Source organism: Coraliomargarita algicola, from assembly GCF_033878955.1.
Classification (GTDB): Bacteria; Verrucomicrobiota; Verrucomicrobiia; order Opitutales; family Coraliomargaritaceae; genus Thalassobacterium; species Thalassobacterium algicola.
Genome location: NZ_CP138858.1, coordinates 4,825,092 through 4,843,284 on the forward strand (window position 1 = coordinate 4,825,092; position 18,193 = coordinate 4,843,284).

The following is an 18,193-nucleotide window of genomic DNA, read 5'->3' on the forward strand; positions in this document are numbered from 1 at the left end:
AATTTGCGTATAGATTCGTGTTTATGAGCACTGTGGAAGAAATTGAGAAAGCGATTGGCGATCTGCCGCGTGAGGCGTTTTGGAAACTGACTGACAAGTTAATCGAGCGTCGTGAGGCGGCTTGGGATGCTCAGATTGAGGCGGATGTCGCTTCTGGGAGTTTGGACGCGCTTTGGGCACAAGCGGAGAAAGAGATCGAAGCTGACGAAACCCAAGCGCTTGATGCGTTCCTCGATAACGAAAAGCTTTAGAGCGGATTACGCTCGGCTGCCCCGTTCTGTGCGAACGTTGGCGAGGAAGAATTATCGTCTGTGGCTGCAGGAGCCGCGTCATCCATCGCTGCATTTCAAGCAGATTGGCAACTATTGGTCGGTGCGCGTGGGCCTGGGATATCGTGCTTTGGGACGCGAAAAGGACGGCACCTTGTATTGGTTCTGGATTGGACATCATAAAGTGTATGATCGCATGATCAGTCAGTTGTAAGTGGGACGAGGCAGAGCATGCCGAAGCCGAAGGCTTTGGCGGAACCGATGCCGTGGATGGCCGCCTGTTTGAACGCTGCGTTGTCTATAACTTGCAGCTGGCCGGTGTATTCGGTGACAGTGTGCGTGCCGCTCTTTCCTTTTTTCAGAAATTGCTGACGTGGGCGCGGAATCATTTTTAGAGAATGAGTGTCCACGCTAAAGCCGTGTTGAGCCGCTTTTCGCTCGATCCATTCGATCAAGTCTTCCCGTTTGCTCAGGGCGATGCGTTTGCCGTTTTTCTTTTTCACCCCATCGGCATCGCGCACGACGAGCTTTTTCGTGGGGTTTGCCAGTAAAGAAAACCGGTAGGCTCTGTGTTGGAAGAAAGAGGCTTCGACCGACTTCGAATGCCAATGCTCCGAGGGGCACCAGTCCGGGCGGGTCGGCGGGTCGGCTGATAAGATTAATAGGCGGAATCCGTGCCCGGTATCGTCGAGACGTGTGAGGAAGTTACGTTCCGCTTCAGCTTGTCCGGGGAAGGCTTCCCAGACTCGCTTATGCCAGGCATAGCTGTCGCGAAAACCGCCATCTTTCCATTCCCGGGCGGTGATGTCGTAAGGGATCTGTGCTTGAGTCAGAATCATACCTTGGTGGTCTCCGTTTGGATTTGTTCGACGGGAGCCTGCCAGAAATGCATCGCCCATGCTGTTTTGATGTCTTCAGATTCTTTGGCCCATTTTCTTAAGTCCCACATTAATCTGTTGTAGTTGATGGGGATGCCTGCACGTTCTAAGCGGATTGATATGCGGCGAAGTTGTTGTTTCAATTCGTCGAGTTCCGATGAAGCAAGCAGTCGCAGCATGTGTGGTTCAAAGGTTTCAAATGCTTGAGCTTTGATACTTCCACCCGCTAGCTGCAAGCATGCTTGAGCAAAGCTTTTCCCTGGGTTTTGATGGTTGGGATTTATGGCATAAAGAGATGCTGTAATTGCATCTGGATGTTTGTGATTGGGCACTCTGAGCCGTCCAAGAATTGGGTATGAGTAGTGAGTAGTAGTTGGACTCCAATATTTTCTCAGAGCTGCGGAAGTTCCACGGTCTTTACACATATTGGTGAGCATTCTGATGAATACGTCATCTTTCTTTGGTTCTTCTTTTTTCATGGTGAAGTTGTTTATGTTTTATTAATTAATCGTTAGTTTCAGTTTTCGAAGTCCTGCAGCATAGGCTTGTAATTCTCGTGGAGTGTTACGCGGACAAACTGCATCAAAGGCATCTAGAGCTGCTTTTTGAACGGTTGTTGTCCATGAATCCTTTGCTTCTGGAGTTCCTATTTTAGGCTTGCCGATTCTGTCTTTAGGTTTGCTAGCCAGTTGGATTAACTTGCGATGCTCTTGATCAAGTGAGTGCCAGTAATGACGTTCTGCTTTTCCTTTTCCTGGCGCTGGTTTCTTCGGGTCTGGATCCGTAATTTTTTGCCAATATACTTTCACGCTAGAAGCTAGATTTACTGAAATCTTCTCACAATAATCTATACCTGATGCGTAGATGTGTTGGCCTTCGGCTGTCAGGATGTTGTGGTCAATGCTGTATGTTGATTCACATTGAATTTCGATTTTTGATTCGTTGGTAATTAGTGTTCCACACCAAATCCTGGCTTCTTTGGCTTTAATGGAATCCTCGTGCGCCAGAAGAGTTAAAGGGGCTTCGCTTGAGAACCCAATTTCAGTTGTTATTTGCCTTATATTGGAAAGGGTCTGAAGATCTCTCCAAATAGCTTTCTCGATCTTAGCTTTCAGTAAATATCGTTCGCCTTTTTTATTTATAACTACGCTTACTGAGGGAATTAAAAATCCGTCGTTATATGTCGGGTATTTAAATCCACCATCAGCAGTAATATGGTAGAATCCATCTTGTGCATTTTTGATCCATAGCTTTCGGTGTATGGGCACTAGGCCTGTTAAAAAAGAACTGAGATCTTTAGGAGGTGCAGCTTCCTCCCATATCGGTTTTCCGATTTTCCCATATACTTCATTTATGATGTCTAAGCTTAGGGAGTTTAGTAGGATCGATTTTGCTAGATTTTTGCCTAATAGTATCGTGTGGAGTGGACTGTTCTTGCTGCAGGGGCCTTGTGGTTGACCAGTTTTAAATGGTGGGTAAAAGTTCTGAAACGTTAAAAGGGCAAGAGCTATATCTGCATTCGAAAAATCGCGTGATTTATATTTCCCGTAGTGATCCAGCAAAGTTGGGTTATTGTTTGTCGATAATTCTGGAAATAGTTTTGATGTCGGAACTAGGGGAGCTGATTTCTCTACTTTGGATTGCAAAAAGCGCGGCCCATCGCCGAGTAAATTAAAATGAGGATAAATCTCGTCGCGTTGTAGGTAGGCGGGAATGTCTTCTGCTAGAGTGTCGCCGAAGCCTTCCCATTCATCCTCATCTTCGGGCGCGCCGAGCGCCGCGTGGGTGATGCAGACGAGAAGTCGTGTGAGGGCGATGCGCTCGTGGGGGGCGCAGTCGAGGTCGGCGATTTCAGAGCTACGGCTAAAGGCTTCTTTTAATGAGACCAAGGGGGGCGATTCGTGGTCGCTGGCCGAGCGCCAGCGGACGGGGATCCAGGGGGATTCGATGAGATTGAAGTTTTGCATGATGTGAAATGAGATTAGAACCAGAAGTCTTCCGGATCGCTGAAGTGTGAGATGGATTCGTTCTTTTCGTAGCTAATGCCGAGGTCGTGGCGGTAAGATAGGGTGTGGGTGGCGCTTTCTGAATTGTGAACCAATTGGAGCTCGCTGGAGTCGTCGGCTTGGACGGCGAGCACTCCGGATTCGATGTGCTGTTTCAGCCAGTCGGGGCAGTTGCTTAGCTGTGCTTTGACTAAATAGGCGGGAATGCGGGTGGCATGCGTTTGGAGTGCCTTTGCGAGCGGATAGTTAAACTCCCCAACTCGGTGCGTTTCGGTAGAGCCGTCGGGGAGTTGCCAGATGACGTTGCCACCTTGTTCGACCGGTGCGCTCGGTAGAATGATCAATAGGGCGCTGGGTTTTATGCCGTAGCGTGTTTCGGTGCCCTCGTTGTCATCGATTGCCGAAGCGTTGAAAACATCACGGAGCGCGGCGGTGCCATGCATTGCACTACGTTTGCGAGAGTGCTCGTCATGAAACTGGCAAAGCGCTGATGAGGCCTTTGCTGGCACTTGGCAGGACGCAGCCTGTTCGAGTAAGGGGCGAATGTCTTGGGGAAGTTGTATGGTGGATAATGGGGCGAGTGTTTGAGCGGCTTGCCATAAAGTCAGTGGAGGATAGATCCAGTGGTGCGGGCTGAGCGCGTCTTTGACCGTTTCAGCGTCGCCTTCCCAGTCAGTGCTGGGGTGCAGGATGTAGCAGGTGGCTTGTTCAAAGCCAGCGGGGCGCGGTCGTTGATGGCGGTGGAGACGTCCGATGCGTTGTAGGATCAGTTCCGTGGGAGCGAGATCAGTGATCAGGCAGTCGGCGTCGATATCGACAGATTGTTCGACGATTTGAGTGGAGACCAGTAGGCTACCTTGGGGGCGTTTGGCATCGTCCTTGCCCAGGATTCCCGTCCAATAGTCTTCGTTGGTCTGACGTTCGTTTTGAGGAAAACGGGAATGTAGTAAGCCGATATTTTCGTCTGGAATTCGGCTGGATAGTCTAGCTTTGAGTTGTCGGTAGGTGTTTTGGGCCAGTGCGACGGTATTGCGAATGACGACGACATTGGCTCCAGCCTCGACTTTGTCTGCGATACTTTCCCAGAACTCGTCTTCGATATCAGGATGCATGTGCTGATGTCGTAAATTGACCGTCTGTGGGGCGAGCTGGTAAGGCACTGAAACGTGGGTCGCGTGAGTGGAGCCGGTGGGCACTTTCGTAATCAGCGGGTAGTCCTGGGGTTGGGAGCGTTCGCTGGCTCCGGCCGCTTGCACCAGTTCGGCGCGGCGTTGCGCCGTGAGAGTGGCGGAGAGAATGATGACTGTGGAGCCCGCTTTAATTAAATAACGAATCAAGCGATCAATTAGCGCTGACATGTAGGGGTCGAAGGAGTGAACTTCGTCAATGACCACGACCTTACCCGCAAGTGCGAAATAGCGCAGTGCGGCGAAGCGCGCCGGTAGCACCGCTAGTAATGCTTGGTCGATCGTGCCGGTGCCGAAAGGAGCCATCAATTGCTTGCGAGTCGAGCTATACCATCGCAGCGCTTCATTGATGTCGTTCGCTTCATTCTCGGGCTGGTCCGGGTTCATTTCTTTGAATGCCGGACATATGGTCTGGGACTTCTTGTCGCCTAGCCATGTATTTCCATGGATTAGGGTTTGGGTGCTGTCGTCGTCCAATATGTTTTCAAGAAATGTGGTGATGCGATCGTGTATCTTATTGGAGGTCAACTGAGTTGGGAGAGCGAAATAAAGGCCGCGCTCGTCGCCTTGCGTCCAGCGTTGGTAAGCCGTAGTCAATGCTGCTTCAGTTTTTCCCATTCCCATCGGCGCTTCGACGATATAAAGCCCGGGGCTGTCTGCCGCTTCAAGTAAGGCGCTTTGAATGGGCCGAGGGCTGAAAGTCTCGGGGGCTTGAGGGGTGAATTGATGGCCGAAGCTGCGTTGCTGATGGATGCGCGGGTTCCAGCGTAAGCTGTCGAGAACCTCATGACTGCGATCTCTTAGGCTTTTGTCATCCGTTGAAATGTTGGCTGGAAACCAATCCGCGTTTGAACCAATCCAATCGGAGAAAATGGTGAAGCCCGTCAATAGGTGGATGCGCTCAAATTCATGTTTTGCAATTTCAAGCGGAAGAGAGCCGAAACTCTGTATGAGAAGTTCGGTAAGTTCGTTTCGTAATTGAAGGAAACTGTTGTTGCCACCTTCGTAGGGGGCTTGCTTCATCGTTCTGCAAGCGAGGGGATAACTCCCGTGGTGTCCACCGGTGCTGACCAGCCAATATTGGCTTTTCTTGTTTCCTCGCAAAGCAGAGTGGTTTTGCAGATGCCATTGGCTGACGATGGCATGATTCGTCGTCAAACTGTCAGCGATAATGCTTTCCTTTAGTGTCTGGTGCCATGGCCAGAGTGGCGCTTTGAGTTGAAAACCAGGTGTGAGCTTGCCGATATCATGCGCAGCGACCAGCGCGACACTTCCTTGCGGTAGTTGGTTCGCTACGAGAGGCGGCAGTCTGGAAAGTAGGGTCTCAGCAACAGAGCCGACGATTTTACAATGTTCGGTAACAGAGAGGCAGGGCTGCCCCGTCTCTGGATCCGTTTTCGCCCAGCAGTCATTGAGTGTGAAGTCCTTCATCGGCTAAAATCCTCCGTAAAGAGCTGCTCCCACTCTTCCATTAGAGCGATTGGACCGTTGGGATTACTTTTCGTATGAGCGTAAAAGGTCATTGGTTGATTGTATGATGTAAGCAACGCTAGCTTTGGGTGCGAGGAATTTTAATGGAAACTTACCAACGTTTCTTTGACTTGATTTATTTGTGAGCTTCGTGAGTGAGTAAATCAATAGTAAAATATAAAGTGGTCGTAAAAAGTTTATGGGTCGTGTTGAGGCTTGATTAAGTGGTGCGCATCTGTTTACTGGTCCTATTTATTATGGGGATGGATCGAACGATTGCAGGATGGAGTGAAAAGCAGCGCTTATTGTTTATTGAGCGCTTGTTGTATTGGCGTGGCTCGATCAATCGGCGGGATTTATGTGACCATTTTGGGATTTCCTTGCCGCAGGCGACAAAGGATCTGGTGTCTTACACCACGATGAATTCTGGGGCGTGTCAGTATGATGTGCGGCGCAAGTGCTATGTGGCTTCTGCGAAGATGCAGACAGTGCTACAAGAGCCGGATTTTAGTGAAGACATGGAAGTGGTGGGGGCTGCCATGCGTGATGGCCTTGAACTTGGTGAATTTGTGCTGGGGGGCAGTCGCCCGCGGCGAGTGGCGGACCTGGCATTGCACCGAAAGTTGTCGTTAGCGGCTTGCAATCAGGAATGTGTTGAGGTCGCTTATTGGTCCGTCAAATCGGGGAGCTCTGAGAAGCGTTGGTTGAGCCCGCGTGGCTTTGGTTTTGACGGTTTGCGCTGGCATGTGCGTGCGTATTGTCACCGCAGTGAGCTGTTTAAAGACTTTGTGATTGGCCGCTTTCAAACTGTGGGGCGGAGGAAGCCATGTCCTTTTGAGGATCTGGTGGATGTGGACTGGTTGGAAACGGAGACTTTGAGTTTTTGTGCGAATCCTGAGTTGGATGCGAATCAACGTACCGCACTTGAAATGGATTACGGTATGGAGGCGGGGGCTCTGCAGTTGCATGTGCGGCGTGCGATGCGGATCTATGCCTTGCGCCGTTTGGGCTTTGTGAAGATGCCCTTAGAGCCACCTATGTTGAATGAGTTAGAGCAGTTGAAGTGGGTCTGTGAGACTTGAGGTGGGGAGCTAGGGCAGGGGGAACGTCGAACTTTGAACGTCCAACGTCCAATAGTGAATTTAGGCAGGGTGCGAGGTTTGTGGGCATGCCGATTCTAGTAGAACAGCCCTAGCTTATAACGCACTCCCCGAGTTCTCTCTTCAGGGCGTGTCATTGCAGACGGACCTGCGCTACCGATTTCCACTCATTTATTTTGCTTAATCTGCCTGAATGAGTTGGAGGGTATTTGGGGGCACCCAACAGCTGCGTTGGTCGTTGAGTTGGATATGGTGCCAGTCTGCGCGGGTTTCTATAAGCGTGCACTCGAGACCGTCGTGAAGTGGTTCGTTGAATGCGTTAGCGTAGGCGTAGCCAGGGCCTTTCTTGGCGTAGATGCTGTCGACGATGATAGTACCGGATGGGGGGGATTGGAGTATGCGGTGGCTGAGATAGCTTGCGCTGATGAGTAGGCACATTGCCAGCAAGCTGCTACTGATGTAAGTGCTGCGCCGGGGATAGCGAAGCATGACTAACAGGCTGCCCCAGAAGAGTGTGTTGAGGATTAAGCAGCTGATTTTGAGCCATGTGGTCGGGATCTTTTGTAAGTAACTGCGGCTGTCGGGCACTGTGTTGAGTGCGCTGGCTCGTGCACTTGCCAGGCTGGCCGCGAGTTGCGAATCAAAGGGACGCTGTGCTTGTGCGGAGCGATAGGCGACGATGGCACGTCCGAGCTCACCAGCTTGATACCATGCATTGCCGGCGTTGACCCAGGCTTCTGCGCCATGTCGGTGGGTGGTTGCGAGGTTTTCAAATTTGAGAGCGGCTACGGTATAGGCGGCAATGGAGGCGTCGCTACCGACTGGCGCGGCTTGGGCTTGTGCGAAACTTTGTTGCGCTTCGCTCCATTCGTTTGCTTTGGATTGGGGGCTCAAGCCAAGAGTGAGTAGACACAGCAGCAAGCTGAGCTTGCCAGTGTGGCGGGCAATTGTTTGCGCGATTTGATTGAGGTTTTTATATTCTGGCTTGGGGGCCTGGCGGCTGAATTCGGCGGCATCGGTCACGTCGTGAATCTGCTGGAGTGCTTGCTGGGTGGCTGTGTCCGCGCCGATCTTTTGTAGGGCTTGTTCGCTGTCGCCACGCGTCCAGGCCTGGCTTTGGCTGCCGAAAGTTGTGGCCATGAATTGTAAGAATGCAGGCCATTTCTCCGGGGCGTGACGGGGGATCTTTTTGAAGCTTTTGTAAGCGGCTACGCGGCGTGCGTAGTCGGGGTTTAAGGCGCGGCGGCGACGTTCGCGCACGACTGGCAGTAGTATTAGAAATAGAATGGGGCCTAGGCAGAGTAGTGGCCAGAAGAGTTGATTGAGCCACTGAGTGATGAGGTTGAGTGTGTCGTTCATGGGATTTTTTTCCAAATTATTCCAGATGCCTTGTGTTTGTGAGCTTAAGCGGACCGCGGCTCCTTCGAATGTGCCATGGGGAATAAAGTCTAGTCCATTACTGGGTTTTAAGTGTAGCGGGATGGCTTGGGTGCGGATGCTTTGATAGCTGCCTGTCTCGGGGTTGAATGTGCGGAAATACAGTGAGGGAATGGCTTGGGTGGATGTGGCCAGTGGACGGAGGCGGGTGCGGAATAGACTGCCGTCTGCTTGCCAGAGTGTGCGGTATTGATCGTCGACGACGAAGCGTTCGCGCAGGCCGCTTTGTTGGCTGAGTGGCGGCAGTTGCAGCATGCCGTGTGGTGCGCTGCTGCTGACTTTGAACTCCAGTTCCATCAGTTGCCCGATTTCAAGTTCCGTTGGGCTGGCGCTGGCTTGGATGGAGATGGGCTCAAATAGGCCGGTGAAAGTTGCTTGCTCGGAGTCGATGGGCAGGGGCAATACTTCGATATCAATCGCGGGTGCGGTGGTGTAAATGCGCCGGTAGCGTTCGCTCGGTTCTACGGGGGTGAAGAAGCTATTGTTGAAGTGGGCGGCGTAGCGGGCGAAGCCTTGGTCGGGCTTCTCCAGTAGGGCGCACTCTAAGTGTGTGGTGGGCAGTGTGTATTTGCCGGCTTGTTCGAAGCGTAGAAAGATCGGCAGTTCTATTGTGCCGAGTGCTTTTTCATTACCTTCGAGCCGCGTGCGGGTGGCGATGACGCGGCGTCCTCCGATGGGGAGGCCGACCTGCACTTCTTCCGCTGCAGTCGAGCGGGGAATGACTATAGAGATGTTGGGATCGTTGAAATAATCAGGGAATAGCTTTAAATGCTTGAGTGCGGCCGCATTGATGGAGCTGTGCCATACGAGGTCGATGCGTAAGGGCTCGCCGACATAGACTTTAAGTTTGTGGGGTGTCAGTTGCAGCGACATTTGATCGGAGCGTTGAGGCTCACTGACGATGATTTGAATTGGAGCGGTTTGGTAGTGCGTACTGGCAGATTGAAAGTCAAAGGCTGGCAGTGTGACTACGCCTGCTTTTGTAGGTAGAAACCGGATACGGGCTTGACTGCCGGCGGGTTCGCTCTGGGTGGCTTGCACCTCGATGTCCAAGATGCGGAAGCCGTCGGATTGTTGGGGCCAGTCTTCTGGAGTGTCCACCACGCTGTCAAAGTCGACTCGTAGGCTAGCGATGCGGTCGGTGAAGAAGCTTTGTTCGCGAGCTTGTGCTTGAACGTGTTGCAGTGGCAATTGCGGCTCGCTTTCCTGAGCGGACAGACTGAGCGCGAGCAGGCTGAAAACTATAATAAAGTAGCGAGGCATCAGTAGTCCTTCTCCACTTTGGCGGCGTTGGCTTCGGCGCGTTTTTGTTGACGGAATTGTAAGCTGCCTTGCTCTTCCATTAGAATGTCCTCGGCGGAGTAGTTCGGCTCCGGTAGTGCTTGCATTTCTGAGGCCGCTGCGAAATCGCCCTGCATGGCATCGGAGCTACTCATGCTCTCTTCGGAGTCTTCCATGTAATCGTAATCTTCTTCCATGTCCTCATACTCTTCGCTGTCTTCGGAATTCTGCTCGGAGTCGCTGCGGAGCAGGTCTAGGATTTCTTCGATGCTTTGTTCTATAATTTGCAGGCTTTGGTGGGCATCGGGCCAGTGAATCCAAGCGGTGAGCAGCTTGATCGACTGCTCTTGTTGGGCTTGCACTTGACTAAACAAGCGTAGTGGTTCGGTCAGGACAGTTTCGAATTCCGGCAGATCGAGGTCCGGTGGCGTGAGTTGTTGGTCAATGCGTTGCATTAAGCTACGAATGTGCGCACTGTCTCCGATGCATGATTTTTGTTGTGCCTGCATGTCTTGCGACCAGTTGTCGACTTGCTCGGCAGCAGGTTCGACGGGGGCGAGGCGCCTGCGTCGATTGTTGAAGCGTTCGGGGTCGGTGGCTATCAGTTTTTGACGCAGCTGAGTTTGTTGCTCCAATAGGGCTTGGAGTCGTTCGATCAGTATTTCCATTTGCGCCTGCAGGTCCGCATCGGCTTGTTGTTGAGCTTCAATCTGTGCTTGGAGTTGGCCGATCAATTGAGCGGTGCTTTCGAGCCGTATGCCCGCGCGGTTAAGGTCATTTTGGTAACGCTTCGCGGAGAGAAATGCAAGTTCGGCACTTTGTGCATAGTCGAGTGCGGTTTGTGGATTGGCCTCTGCATTGGCATTGGCGAGTTGAATCAGGCTGAGGCCGCGGTTGAATTGAATGGGCGCAAGCATGCGCGGTGCGGCGTTGTGGTTGCTGGCGTAGTCGTAGACTTCGCTGAATTCGGTGTGGGCGGTTTCGAAATCGCCGTTTTGGTAGCTTTCGAGAGCCGCACTAAACGCGGACTCGATGGCGGGGGAGGCGGCAGACACTTCGTGTGGTGTGATTGTGTAGAGTGTGCACAGTAAGAGTGCTGCTTGTCCGATTTGCAGGCCGTTGGCTCCCCAGCACTCGGAGAGACGAGTAGCAGGAGCGCTAGGATCAGTAAGTAGGGGGCGGCTTCCTGATAAATGCGTATGCCGTTTTCGTTGTCATTGGCATCCACCGGGAGGTCTTGGGCATAGTCTTGGTAGAGTTTACCCAAGTTAAAGGGAGTGGTGCCGACGGGGAGGTATTGTATGCGTGTGCTGCCGGCCGCAAGCGCGCGTAGGGCCTCGTCGTCGAGTTGGGTGTACACGGTGCTGCCGTTTTGTGCGAGAAATGTCGTGTCGCCTTTTTCATCTGTGATCGGAATCGGGCTGCCGGTATTCGGATCGCCAATACCTATCAGTAAGGTGTCGACTGCGCTTTGTTTGAGTCGGTCTAATGCGTTCTCGAAGTGTGAGCCGTTGTCTTCGCCGTCGGTGAGAATGATGAGGTCTTGTACCTCTTCGCGACCAGCGATGAAGACTTGGTCGACTGCCTTTTCGATGGCGGATTGTATGGTGGTGCCACCGAAGTCGACGCTGCGCGGGTGGGCTTGCTCTAGCATGTAGCGGGCAAAAGCATAGTCGTGGGTCAGCGGGCAGAGAATGGATGCGCTGCCGCCGTAAACGATCAGGCCGACCCTTTGGTTGGTAAATTGCTCAAGCGCATCGCGGATGCCTTGCTTGGCGACTTCGAGGCGTGAGGGAGACACATCTTGAGCGAGCATGCTACGCGACACATCCAGAGCAAAGACTACGTCGCGTCCGGTGCGTGAAGTGGACTCCATGCGAGGCGCGTATCCGGGGCGTGCCAGGGCGAGTACCAAAGCGACAAATGCGAGCACGCGCAATATGTCGCGTAGACGGCGATGGGTGGGGCGCTGGCCGCCCATTGTTTGAATGACAGCCAGGCGTTGTTGACGGGCATAGCGGAGCAATGCGATCAGCGGCAAGGTCAGCAGTAGTAGGGCGAGGGCAGCCGGCCATTGAAATACAAAATCACTCATGGCACGACGCGCAAACTGGTTGCTTCAAGGGTTAAGGCTATCACTAGGGCGGCTAGGCTGATGGCGAGCGGGAGCCAAAACCATTCCGCGACACGGTCAAATTGTTGCGTGGCTATTTTACTGCGCTCTAGCTGGTCGATTTCCTGATACACGGCGCGCAAGGACTCCGCGTTGTGAGCCTTGCGGAATATGCCTCCTGTTTCGTTACTGATGTGCTCCAATACTTGTTCGGCCGCATTGAGCGTGTCGGTGGCTGATAAGCTGTCGGGGGCGTTGACGGGGTCTCCTAAACTGATGGAATAAATGCGGCAGCCCCAGGCTTTGGCGAGGCCCGCAGATTCAATCGGTAAGTGGGCACCGGAGTTGTTTTCGCCGTCGGTGAGCAAAATGATAATGCGGCTTTTAATGGAGTCCAGTTCGCTGGGATTGAGGCTGCCGCGCAATTCGTCCAGGCTGTGTAGTCGGGCCGCGGCGATTGCGAGGGCATCTCCGTAGGCTGTGCCGTCTTCGTTGGGGCGTTCTTGAATTTCTAAGTGACGCACGATTTGCAGCAGTGCTTTGTGCCCAAAGGTTAATGGGCTGCGGGTGTCGGCGTAGCGAGCAAAGGTAATCAAGCCGATCAAATCATTGGGACGGCCTTTGAGTGCTTCGCCGTCGCCCGCAATGAATTGTTCGACCATGGTCTTGGCGACTTCCATGCGGCTGGTGCTTTTGCCTTCGAATGTTTTGGTGCTCATATCCATACTGCTGGAGACGTCGACCAGCATTTGGATTGCAATACCTTCGGATACTTGAGCGTCGTAGGAGGAATTGGCCTGTGGACGGGCCAAGGCAACTAGTATCAATACGATGGATACGTGACGAAGCGAAGGAGGCAGCCAGAGCCAGCGAGCCTTGCCCGAAGATTGCAGTGGCCATTGTTGCAGTGAGTCCACTGTGATGGAGCTGCGCTTGCGCTGGCGCCGGCGTAGTAGCCAGAGCGTGGGGAGAATCAGCAGCAAGACCCAGGGATCATGAAATGTCATGACTGGACCTCCTTTTCGATTGCAGCGCGGAGGGTTTGAGGATCGGCCTTGGGGTTATAAAGGGCTGCCTCCATCGTCATACGCAGCTGGTGCGAGAGAGAGGGATCGGGGAGCAGCTGCTCGATGAGAGTAACTGGAATGGTGTCGGATTTTAATGCTTGCTGTAGTTCGTTGAGTCCAGGCTTGGGCGTGATCTTGTTGGCGGGCTGCTTCGATTTTGGCCGTAGGGCATAGTAAAGGATGCCGATGCCGCCGAGCACGATTAGTAGGTAGAGCCAGAGGGGAGTTTGCCTTGCTTCGTTTGCTTCAGAATCTGCGGGGAGTGGCTCGGGCGTGAGGGGATCTTCGGTGCTCGCATAGGGGAGCACTTCGAGTGTCAGCGGGGCGAGCGTATGTTCACTTTCGTGCGCGCCTTGTTCGAGTCGAGCGTGGATGCCTGACCATTCGATCTTGCCAGAACGGGTGGGTTGAAAGATCCAGACGGCGCTTTGCCGATAGAAGCCTTGACTGTAAGTGATGGGGCTCTGTTGTTGGGCGACGAAGTGGAGGGCCGGCATCTTGGGCAGTTTTAGCTCGAATTCGGCGTAGTCGCTGCGTGTCATTTGAGCGTGCAGTTCGACTAAATCGCCGGGGTGGCATTCTGTTGGGCTTAGGCTGAGCACAATGCCGTGTGGCTGGCTTGCTTGCATGTGCAGCGGCAACCAGGCCAAGCAACAAAAGCCGAGAATATAAAGCCAAGTGCGCATGCTTAGCCTCCGGTCACGTCGGCGCTTTCACGCTGACGCTGTTGAAAAAATCCGGCGAGGGCTTGCACGCAATCTTCGCCGACTTGCAGTGAGAGTAGGTTGACGCCGGACTCTAGCATCTCGCGTTCTAATTGCTGGCTGTGGGCCTGACCAGCGCTTTGCTGTGCCTTTAAGTCGACGATACGCTGTTGTCCGGATTCCGCATCTTCCATACGAACCAGGCATTTGGGGGCGGCCGGATCGGAGGGCTTTTGAGCGATATGGATCGCATTTACATCGTGACGGCAGGCGAGGTTTTGCAATTCGTGGGAATAGTCGTCCGTAAAAAAATCGGAGACGACAAAGACCACGGAATGTTTGCGGGCAATGTGCGCAAAGCGGCCAAGCGCTTCGGTAAAGTTCGTACCGGTGTTTTTAGGTTGGAAGTTGACCAGTTCATCCATGATTCGCATGGCGTGGCTGCGTCCTTTCGCTGCCGGGACGATTTGCTCGATCTCGTCGCTGAAGAGAATCAGGCCGACTCGATCCTGATTCTTAATGGCAGCCATGGTCAGTAGCGCGCAGATCTCGGACACGGTTTGTGACTTCGCGCTCTGGCTGCCGTGCCGCATGGAGGCGGAGACATCGACGATCAGATAGAAGAATTGTTCGCGCTCTTCGACGTAGCGTTTGATGTGTGGCGTGCCGGTGCGCGCGGTGACTTTCCAGTCCATGGTGCGCACGTCGTCGCCCGGTTGGTAGGGGCGCACGTCCTCAAACTCGATGCCACGACCGCGGAAAATCGAGCGATACTCACCTGCGAGTAAATGCTCTACCGGGCGGCGGCACTTGAGCTCGAGTAAGTTCAGGCGTTGATCGAGTTTGTCTAGCATGCCTCGTTCAGTCCTGATTCCGAGACGGGCACTGCGGATAGAATTTTATCCAAGAGATCGTCTGAGGTGATCGCCTCGGCCTCCGCTCGATAGGAAATCGCCATGCGGTGGCGTAGGATGTCATGTGCGACGTCTTTAACATCTTGTGGTGTTGTGTAGTCGCGGCCCTGCATGAGCGCGTGACCACGGGCGGCCAAAGACAGGTAAATCGAAGCGCGCGGAGAGGCGCCGAAGCGGAGGTAGCGGTCGAGCTCCAACTGGTAGTTGCCCGGGTGGCGGGTGGCATCGACTATGCGGATGATGTAGCGCTCGACTTTTTCATCGATGAAGACGGCTTCCAGTTCTTTGCGCAGCTGCATTAGCTGATCGATTTGGAGTACGGCTTCGATTTCAGGAAGCGCTTCAGTGCGTGCCATGCGCTGCATGACCACCAGCTCGTCCTGCATCGAGGGGTAGTCGACCTTTAGCTTAAACATGAAGCGGTCGACTTGCGCCTCTGGTAGCATGTAGGTGCCTTCTTGCTCAATCGGGTTTTGTGTGGCCAGCACTAGGAAAGGCTTGGGCAGTGGGAAGGTTTCTTTGCCCAGTGTAACTTGCTTTTCTTGCATCGCTTCCAAGAGCGCGCTTTGAACTTTAGCGGGCGCGCGGTTGATCTCGTCGGCCAGTAGCAGGTTGGCAAAAATGGGACCTTTCTCCGCGGTGAAAACATGTTCGCGTGGATCGTAGACCAGTGTGCCTGTCAGGTCGCCCGGCAGTAGGTCGGGCGTGAACTGGATGCGGCTGAATGAGGCATCGATCGCCTTGGCGAGGCTGTTGATTGTCAATGTTTTGGCGACTCCGGGGACGCCCTCCAGTAAGACGTGACCGTTGCAAAGCAGAGCCAGTAGCAGGCGGTCGATCAGGGCAGCTTGGCCGACGACCAACTTAGCAATTTGTTGGCGGACTTGTCGCAGTGCATCGGAAGAAGAAGTGGCAGATGTTTGCATGATAAAATAGAGTGTGCTCGCGCGATCAAAGGTTCGGGCCGAATCGGGCAATTAAATTTAGCTTCTAGTTAAATTCAAGGATGAAGAATTGTTAGGTACTAAAAATGGCAGTGATTTTTCCCGTCTGGCTGCGGATTTAAAGATGAGCTTGGAATCAGTCATAGACAGAAGGCCTGAGCTGAAGTCAGGGTGGACAATGGCTACCAGCGCGTCCATCTTGGAGTCTGGTTTTCCATGTGCCTCAATTGCGTGTATTCTGCGCGCTTATCTTTTTATCACTTCGACTTATGCCCTTTTCTCCATTCGGACTGGCCTCTTACTTTTCAAAGGCACTTGCAGCAGCTGGCTATACCGAGCCAACTGCGATTCAGCGGGCCGCGATCCCGATGATTCTTCAGGGGGCCGATGTGTTGGGGATCGCCAAAACAGGTTCGGGTAAAACCGCAGCCTTTGTCTTGCCCATATTGCAGGGCTTGCAGGGCGCGCCTTTATCGCGACACCGCCAGCCCCGGGTGCTGGTCTTGGTGCCGACGCGTGAACTGGCGGATCAAGTGAGTCAGGTTTTTCAGAGCTTCATTCCGTGTTTGAGCGCAGGCATAAGCTGTCGAGCCGTGTATGGCGGTGTTTCGATGAATACTCAGATGCAAGCTCTCGGTCGGGTAGATGTTTTGGTGGCGACACCCGGGCGACTGTTGGATCTGATTGATAAGAACGCGGTGCGACTTTCGGAGGTGCAGACATTAGTCTTAGACGAAGCGGATAAACTATTGAACCTTGGTTTTGAAGAGGAAGTGAATCGTTTGCTACGCTTATTGCCGAGGCAGCGTCAGAGCTTGCTCTTTTCGGCGACGCTGAATGACGATATTTCGCAGATGCAAGGCTTGATCTTAAAACAGCCAAAAATTTTGCAGATCGATGAAGTTGGTGAGTCGATCGAGCATATTCATCAGCACGGTTATTTTGTGAGTGAAGCGCGTAAGGGGCCCTTGTTACGTTATTTAATTCAGCAGCAAGCGATGGAGCAGGTCTTGATCTTCGTATCGTCGCGGAAGAAAGCCGATAATTTAACGTTCAAACTGCGTAAAAACGGTATCAATGCATGGGCGGTTCATGCTAAAATGGGGCAAAATGCGCGACTGGATACTTTGGAGGCATTTAAGCAAGGGGAGTTCTCTGTGTTGGTGGCCACCGATTTGTTGGCACGTGGGATTGATATCGATGGCTTGCCATATGTGATCAACTACGAGTTGCCGCGCTCGCCCAAAGATTACCTTCACCGTATTGGCCGCACGGGGCGGGCCGAGGCCAGTGGTGAGGCGATTTCGCTGATCACTCCTGATGAAATGCATCACTTCACGGTGATTCAGAAAAAGATGGGGCAAGTCGTGGCGATGAAGCCCAGCGACGAGATTGATCTGCGTGGTTGTTGATGTTCGTCGAGACGCTCGATTATTGGGCGTGCTCGCGTCCCATTAACCAGAGCAGGTCGGCGAGTCGGTTTAAATATTGGATCAATTCAGGCCGAACGCTGGCACCTGATTCTTTTAGGGCGACGACGCCGCGTTCTGCGCGACGACAGGTGGTGCGCGCGCTGTCGAAGAATGCGTCCGCCACCGTATCGCCCGGGAAGCTCCAGCCCTTGAACTGGATGTCTTTTTCTTTTTCGGTCACAAGCTCGGTGAAGTGATCGATCATTGCGCTGCTAATTGCTTGCTCGCCGTATTTTTCAAGGTAGCGCGCCTGGTCCGTATCGTCGGTGGCGAGCTCGCCCATGTAGTTGATGAGCTGCTTTTGCACTGAGAGTAAAAGCTCTTTCGCTGCAGGCTGATCGGAGTGTGCTCTACAGAGACCGATGGCAGAGGTGAGCTCATCGATCCGTCCGTATGTCATTACACGTGGATGGGTTTTAGGCACCCGTTTATTAAAAAGTAGGGCTGTTGTGCCGTCGTCGCCTCGTTTGGTTGCTATGCTCATTTGGATTAGAATGCTGATGAGTTGGGGCTGAATCAGATGCACCCATGTTTCATTTAGGGTGACGATTTCATTTTCGGGCAGAGCATTCAAGTGAAGTCTTGAATATTTATTGTGGTCGCTGTGAGTGGCTGGCCCTGGCCATACGCCGAACGCTCACTGCTTCAAGCTTTGGAGTGCGTGTTTTTTTGTATGAGCCCAAAGAACACTAATCGCCGCTGGAAAAGATACCTGTCCTATAAGCCTTAGTGATTGCTGCAGGTGCGTTGGGCACTTGCAATTTTTCATATATACGGCGCACGTGTGTGGCGACAGTAGAAGTTTCAATTTTCAGATGATCCGAAATTTCTTTTTTCATGTATCCCTCGCTGAGTAGTTTTAAGATTTCAAGCTCTCGCTCTGAGAGCAGCTGTTTGGCATTTGGGGCGGGAATTTTTTTCTGTACCGTATTGATAATGAATTTAGCCACGCGAGGGTCTAAAGAAGCGCCCCCTTTGACGACGGTCTGTATGCCGTTAATGATTTGCTCCAATGTGGATTCTTTCAGTAGATACCCCGCCGCGCCCAGGTGGATGGCCTGTAAGATGTCGGATTCGTCATCCGATTGACTTAAGACGATGATTTTTATGTCGGGTCGATACTTGATCATCCAAGGGATCGCTTCCAGCCCAGACATTTCAGGCAGGTTTAAGTCTAACAGTACCACATCGGTGTTGGTATCATGCTCTAAGGCTCGTAGAGCTTGTTCCGCCATGCCAAACTGATGAGTCAGTTGTATCTTAGGCTCTGTTTCCAGCGCTAAGGCGATGCCTTCGCGGTACTCCGGATGGTCTTCGACCATAATGATGTTGATTGTTGAGGGCATGGGTT

General features: G+C 52.8%; 17 protein-coding genes. 4 read left to right on the top strand and 13 right to left on the bottom strand.

What is annotated here, in order from left to right; all coding sequences use genetic code 11:
• The first annotated feature begins 23 nt into the window (after positions 1-23).
• Together SH580_RS19780 and SH580_RS19785 are read left to right on the top strand one after the other, a co-directional pair.
• Complete coding sequence (locus tag SH580_RS19780; protein WP_319832540.1) at positions 24-251, top strand: hypothetical protein; 228 nt, start codon at positions 24-26, stop codon at positions 249-251.
• Positions 252-288: 37 nt separating this feature from the next.
• Positions 289-483 (top strand): ParE family toxin-like protein, encoded by a 195-nt coding sequence (locus SH580_RS19785; protein ID WP_319832541.1) that lies wholly within the window; start codon positions 289-291, stop codon positions 481-483.
• Here the strand turns inward: SH580_RS19785 and cas6e are convergent.
• Genes cas6e through cas3 form a run of 4 tightly spaced genes read right to left on the bottom strand, consistent with a single transcriptional unit; the run spans position 470 to position 5,771 of the window.
• Positions 470-1,168, bottom strand: coding sequence for a type I-E CRISPR-associated protein Cas6/Cse3/CasE (gene cas6e / locus SH580_RS19790; protein WP_319832542.1), 699 nt, complete (start codon positions 1,166-1,168; stop codon positions 470-472). The two genes, SH580_RS19785 and cas6e, sit on opposite strands and share 14 nt — an antisense overlap.
• A complete protein-coding gene (gene casB, locus SH580_RS19795; RefSeq protein ID WP_319832543.1) occupies positions 1,105-1,626 on the bottom strand; it encodes a type I-E CRISPR-associated protein Cse2/CasB in 522 nt (173 codons plus the stop codon). The genes cas6e and casB overlap by 64 nt, the downstream gene beginning before the upstream one ends.
• A gap of 21 nt (positions 1,627-1,647) precedes the next feature.
• Positions 1,648-3,114, bottom strand: coding sequence for a type I-E CRISPR-associated protein Cse1/CasA (casA, locus tag SH580_RS19800; protein ID WP_319832544.1), 1,467 nt, complete (start codon positions 3,112-3,114; stop codon positions 1,648-1,650).
• A gap of 14 nt (positions 3,115-3,128) precedes the next feature.
• Complete coding sequence (gene cas3, locus SH580_RS19805; RefSeq protein ID WP_319832545.1) at positions 3,129-5,771, bottom strand: CRISPR-associated helicase Cas3'; 2,643 nt, start codon at positions 5,769-5,771, stop codon at positions 3,129-3,131.
• 296 nt (positions 5,772-6,067) lie between these two features.
• Here cas3 and SH580_RS19810 point away from each other — a divergent pair, with 296 nt between their 5' ends.
• Positions 6,068-6,892, top strand: coding sequence for a BrxR family helix-turn-helix transcriptional regulator (locus SH580_RS19810; protein ID WP_319832546.1), 825 nt, complete (start codon positions 6,068-6,070; stop codon positions 6,890-6,892).
• 198 nt (positions 6,893-7,090) lie between these two features.
• On the opposite strand, the gene SH580_RS19815 is transcribed toward SH580_RS19810, so the two are convergent.
• The 7 genes from SH580_RS19815 to SH580_RS19845 are packed head-to-tail and all read right to left on the bottom strand — an operon-like array spanning position 7,091 to position 15,352.
• Positions 7,091-9,610, bottom strand: a complete 2,520-nt coding sequence (locus SH580_RS19815; RefSeq protein ID WP_319832547.1) for a BatD family protein — start codon at positions 9,608-9,610, stop codon at positions 7,091-7,093.
• Positions 9,610-10,545, bottom strand: coding sequence for a hypothetical protein (locus SH580_RS19820; protein WP_319832548.1), 936 nt, complete (start codon positions 10,543-10,545; stop codon positions 9,610-9,612). Before SH580_RS19820 ends, SH580_RS19815 begins: the two co-directional genes overlap by 1 nt.
• Positions 10,506-11,723, bottom strand: a complete 1,218-nt coding sequence (locus SH580_RS19825) for a vWA domain-containing protein (RefSeq protein WP_319832549.1) — start codon at positions 11,721-11,723, stop codon at positions 10,506-10,508. Before SH580_RS19825 ends, SH580_RS19820 begins: the two co-directional genes overlap by 40 nt.
• Entirely contained in the window at positions 11,720-12,748 is a 1,029-nt protein-coding gene (locus SH580_RS19830) for a VWA domain-containing protein (RefSeq protein ID WP_319832550.1), read from the bottom strand. Before SH580_RS19830 ends, SH580_RS19825 begins: the two co-directional genes overlap by 4 nt.
• Positions 12,745-13,494, bottom strand: a complete 750-nt coding sequence (locus tag SH580_RS19835) for a hypothetical protein (RefSeq protein ID WP_319832551.1) — start codon at positions 13,492-13,494, stop codon at positions 12,745-12,747. The genes SH580_RS19830 and SH580_RS19835 overlap by 4 nt, the downstream gene beginning before the upstream one ends.
• 2 nt (positions 13,495-13,496) lie before the next feature.
• Positions 13,497-14,366: a DUF58 domain-containing protein gene (locus SH580_RS19840; RefSeq protein WP_319832552.1), complete on the bottom strand. Its 870-nt coding sequence runs from the start codon at positions 14,364-14,366 to the stop codon at positions 13,497-13,499.
• Positions 14,360-15,352 carry an AAA family ATPase gene (locus SH580_RS19845; protein WP_319832553.1) on the bottom strand — a complete coding sequence of 331 codons (993 nt, stop codon included), beginning with the start codon at positions 15,350-15,352 and terminating at the stop codon, positions 14,360-14,362. The genes SH580_RS19840 and SH580_RS19845 overlap by 7 nt, the downstream gene beginning before the upstream one ends.
• A 287-nt stretch (positions 15,353-15,639) precedes the next feature.
• Here SH580_RS19845 and SH580_RS19850 point away from each other — a divergent pair, with 287 nt between their 5' ends.
• A complete protein-coding gene (locus tag SH580_RS19850; protein ID WP_319832554.1) occupies positions 15,640-16,782 on the top strand; it encodes a DEAD/DEAH box helicase in 1,143 nt (380 codons plus the stop codon).
• A gap of 19 nt (positions 16,783-16,801) precedes the next feature.
• Here SH580_RS19850 and SH580_RS19855 read toward each other — a convergent pair whose 3' ends face one another.
• Complete coding sequence (locus SH580_RS19855) at positions 16,802-17,326, bottom strand: cob(I)yrinic acid a,c-diamide adenosyltransferase (RefSeq protein ID WP_319832555.1); 525 nt, start codon at positions 17,324-17,326, stop codon at positions 16,802-16,804.
• Positions 17,327-17,531: 205 nt separating this feature from the next.
• Positions 17,532-18,188 (bottom strand): response regulator, encoded by a 657-nt coding sequence (locus SH580_RS19860; protein WP_319832556.1) that lies wholly within the window; start codon positions 18,186-18,188, stop codon positions 17,532-17,534.
• Between the last annotated feature and the right edge of the window lie 5 nt (positions 18,189-18,193).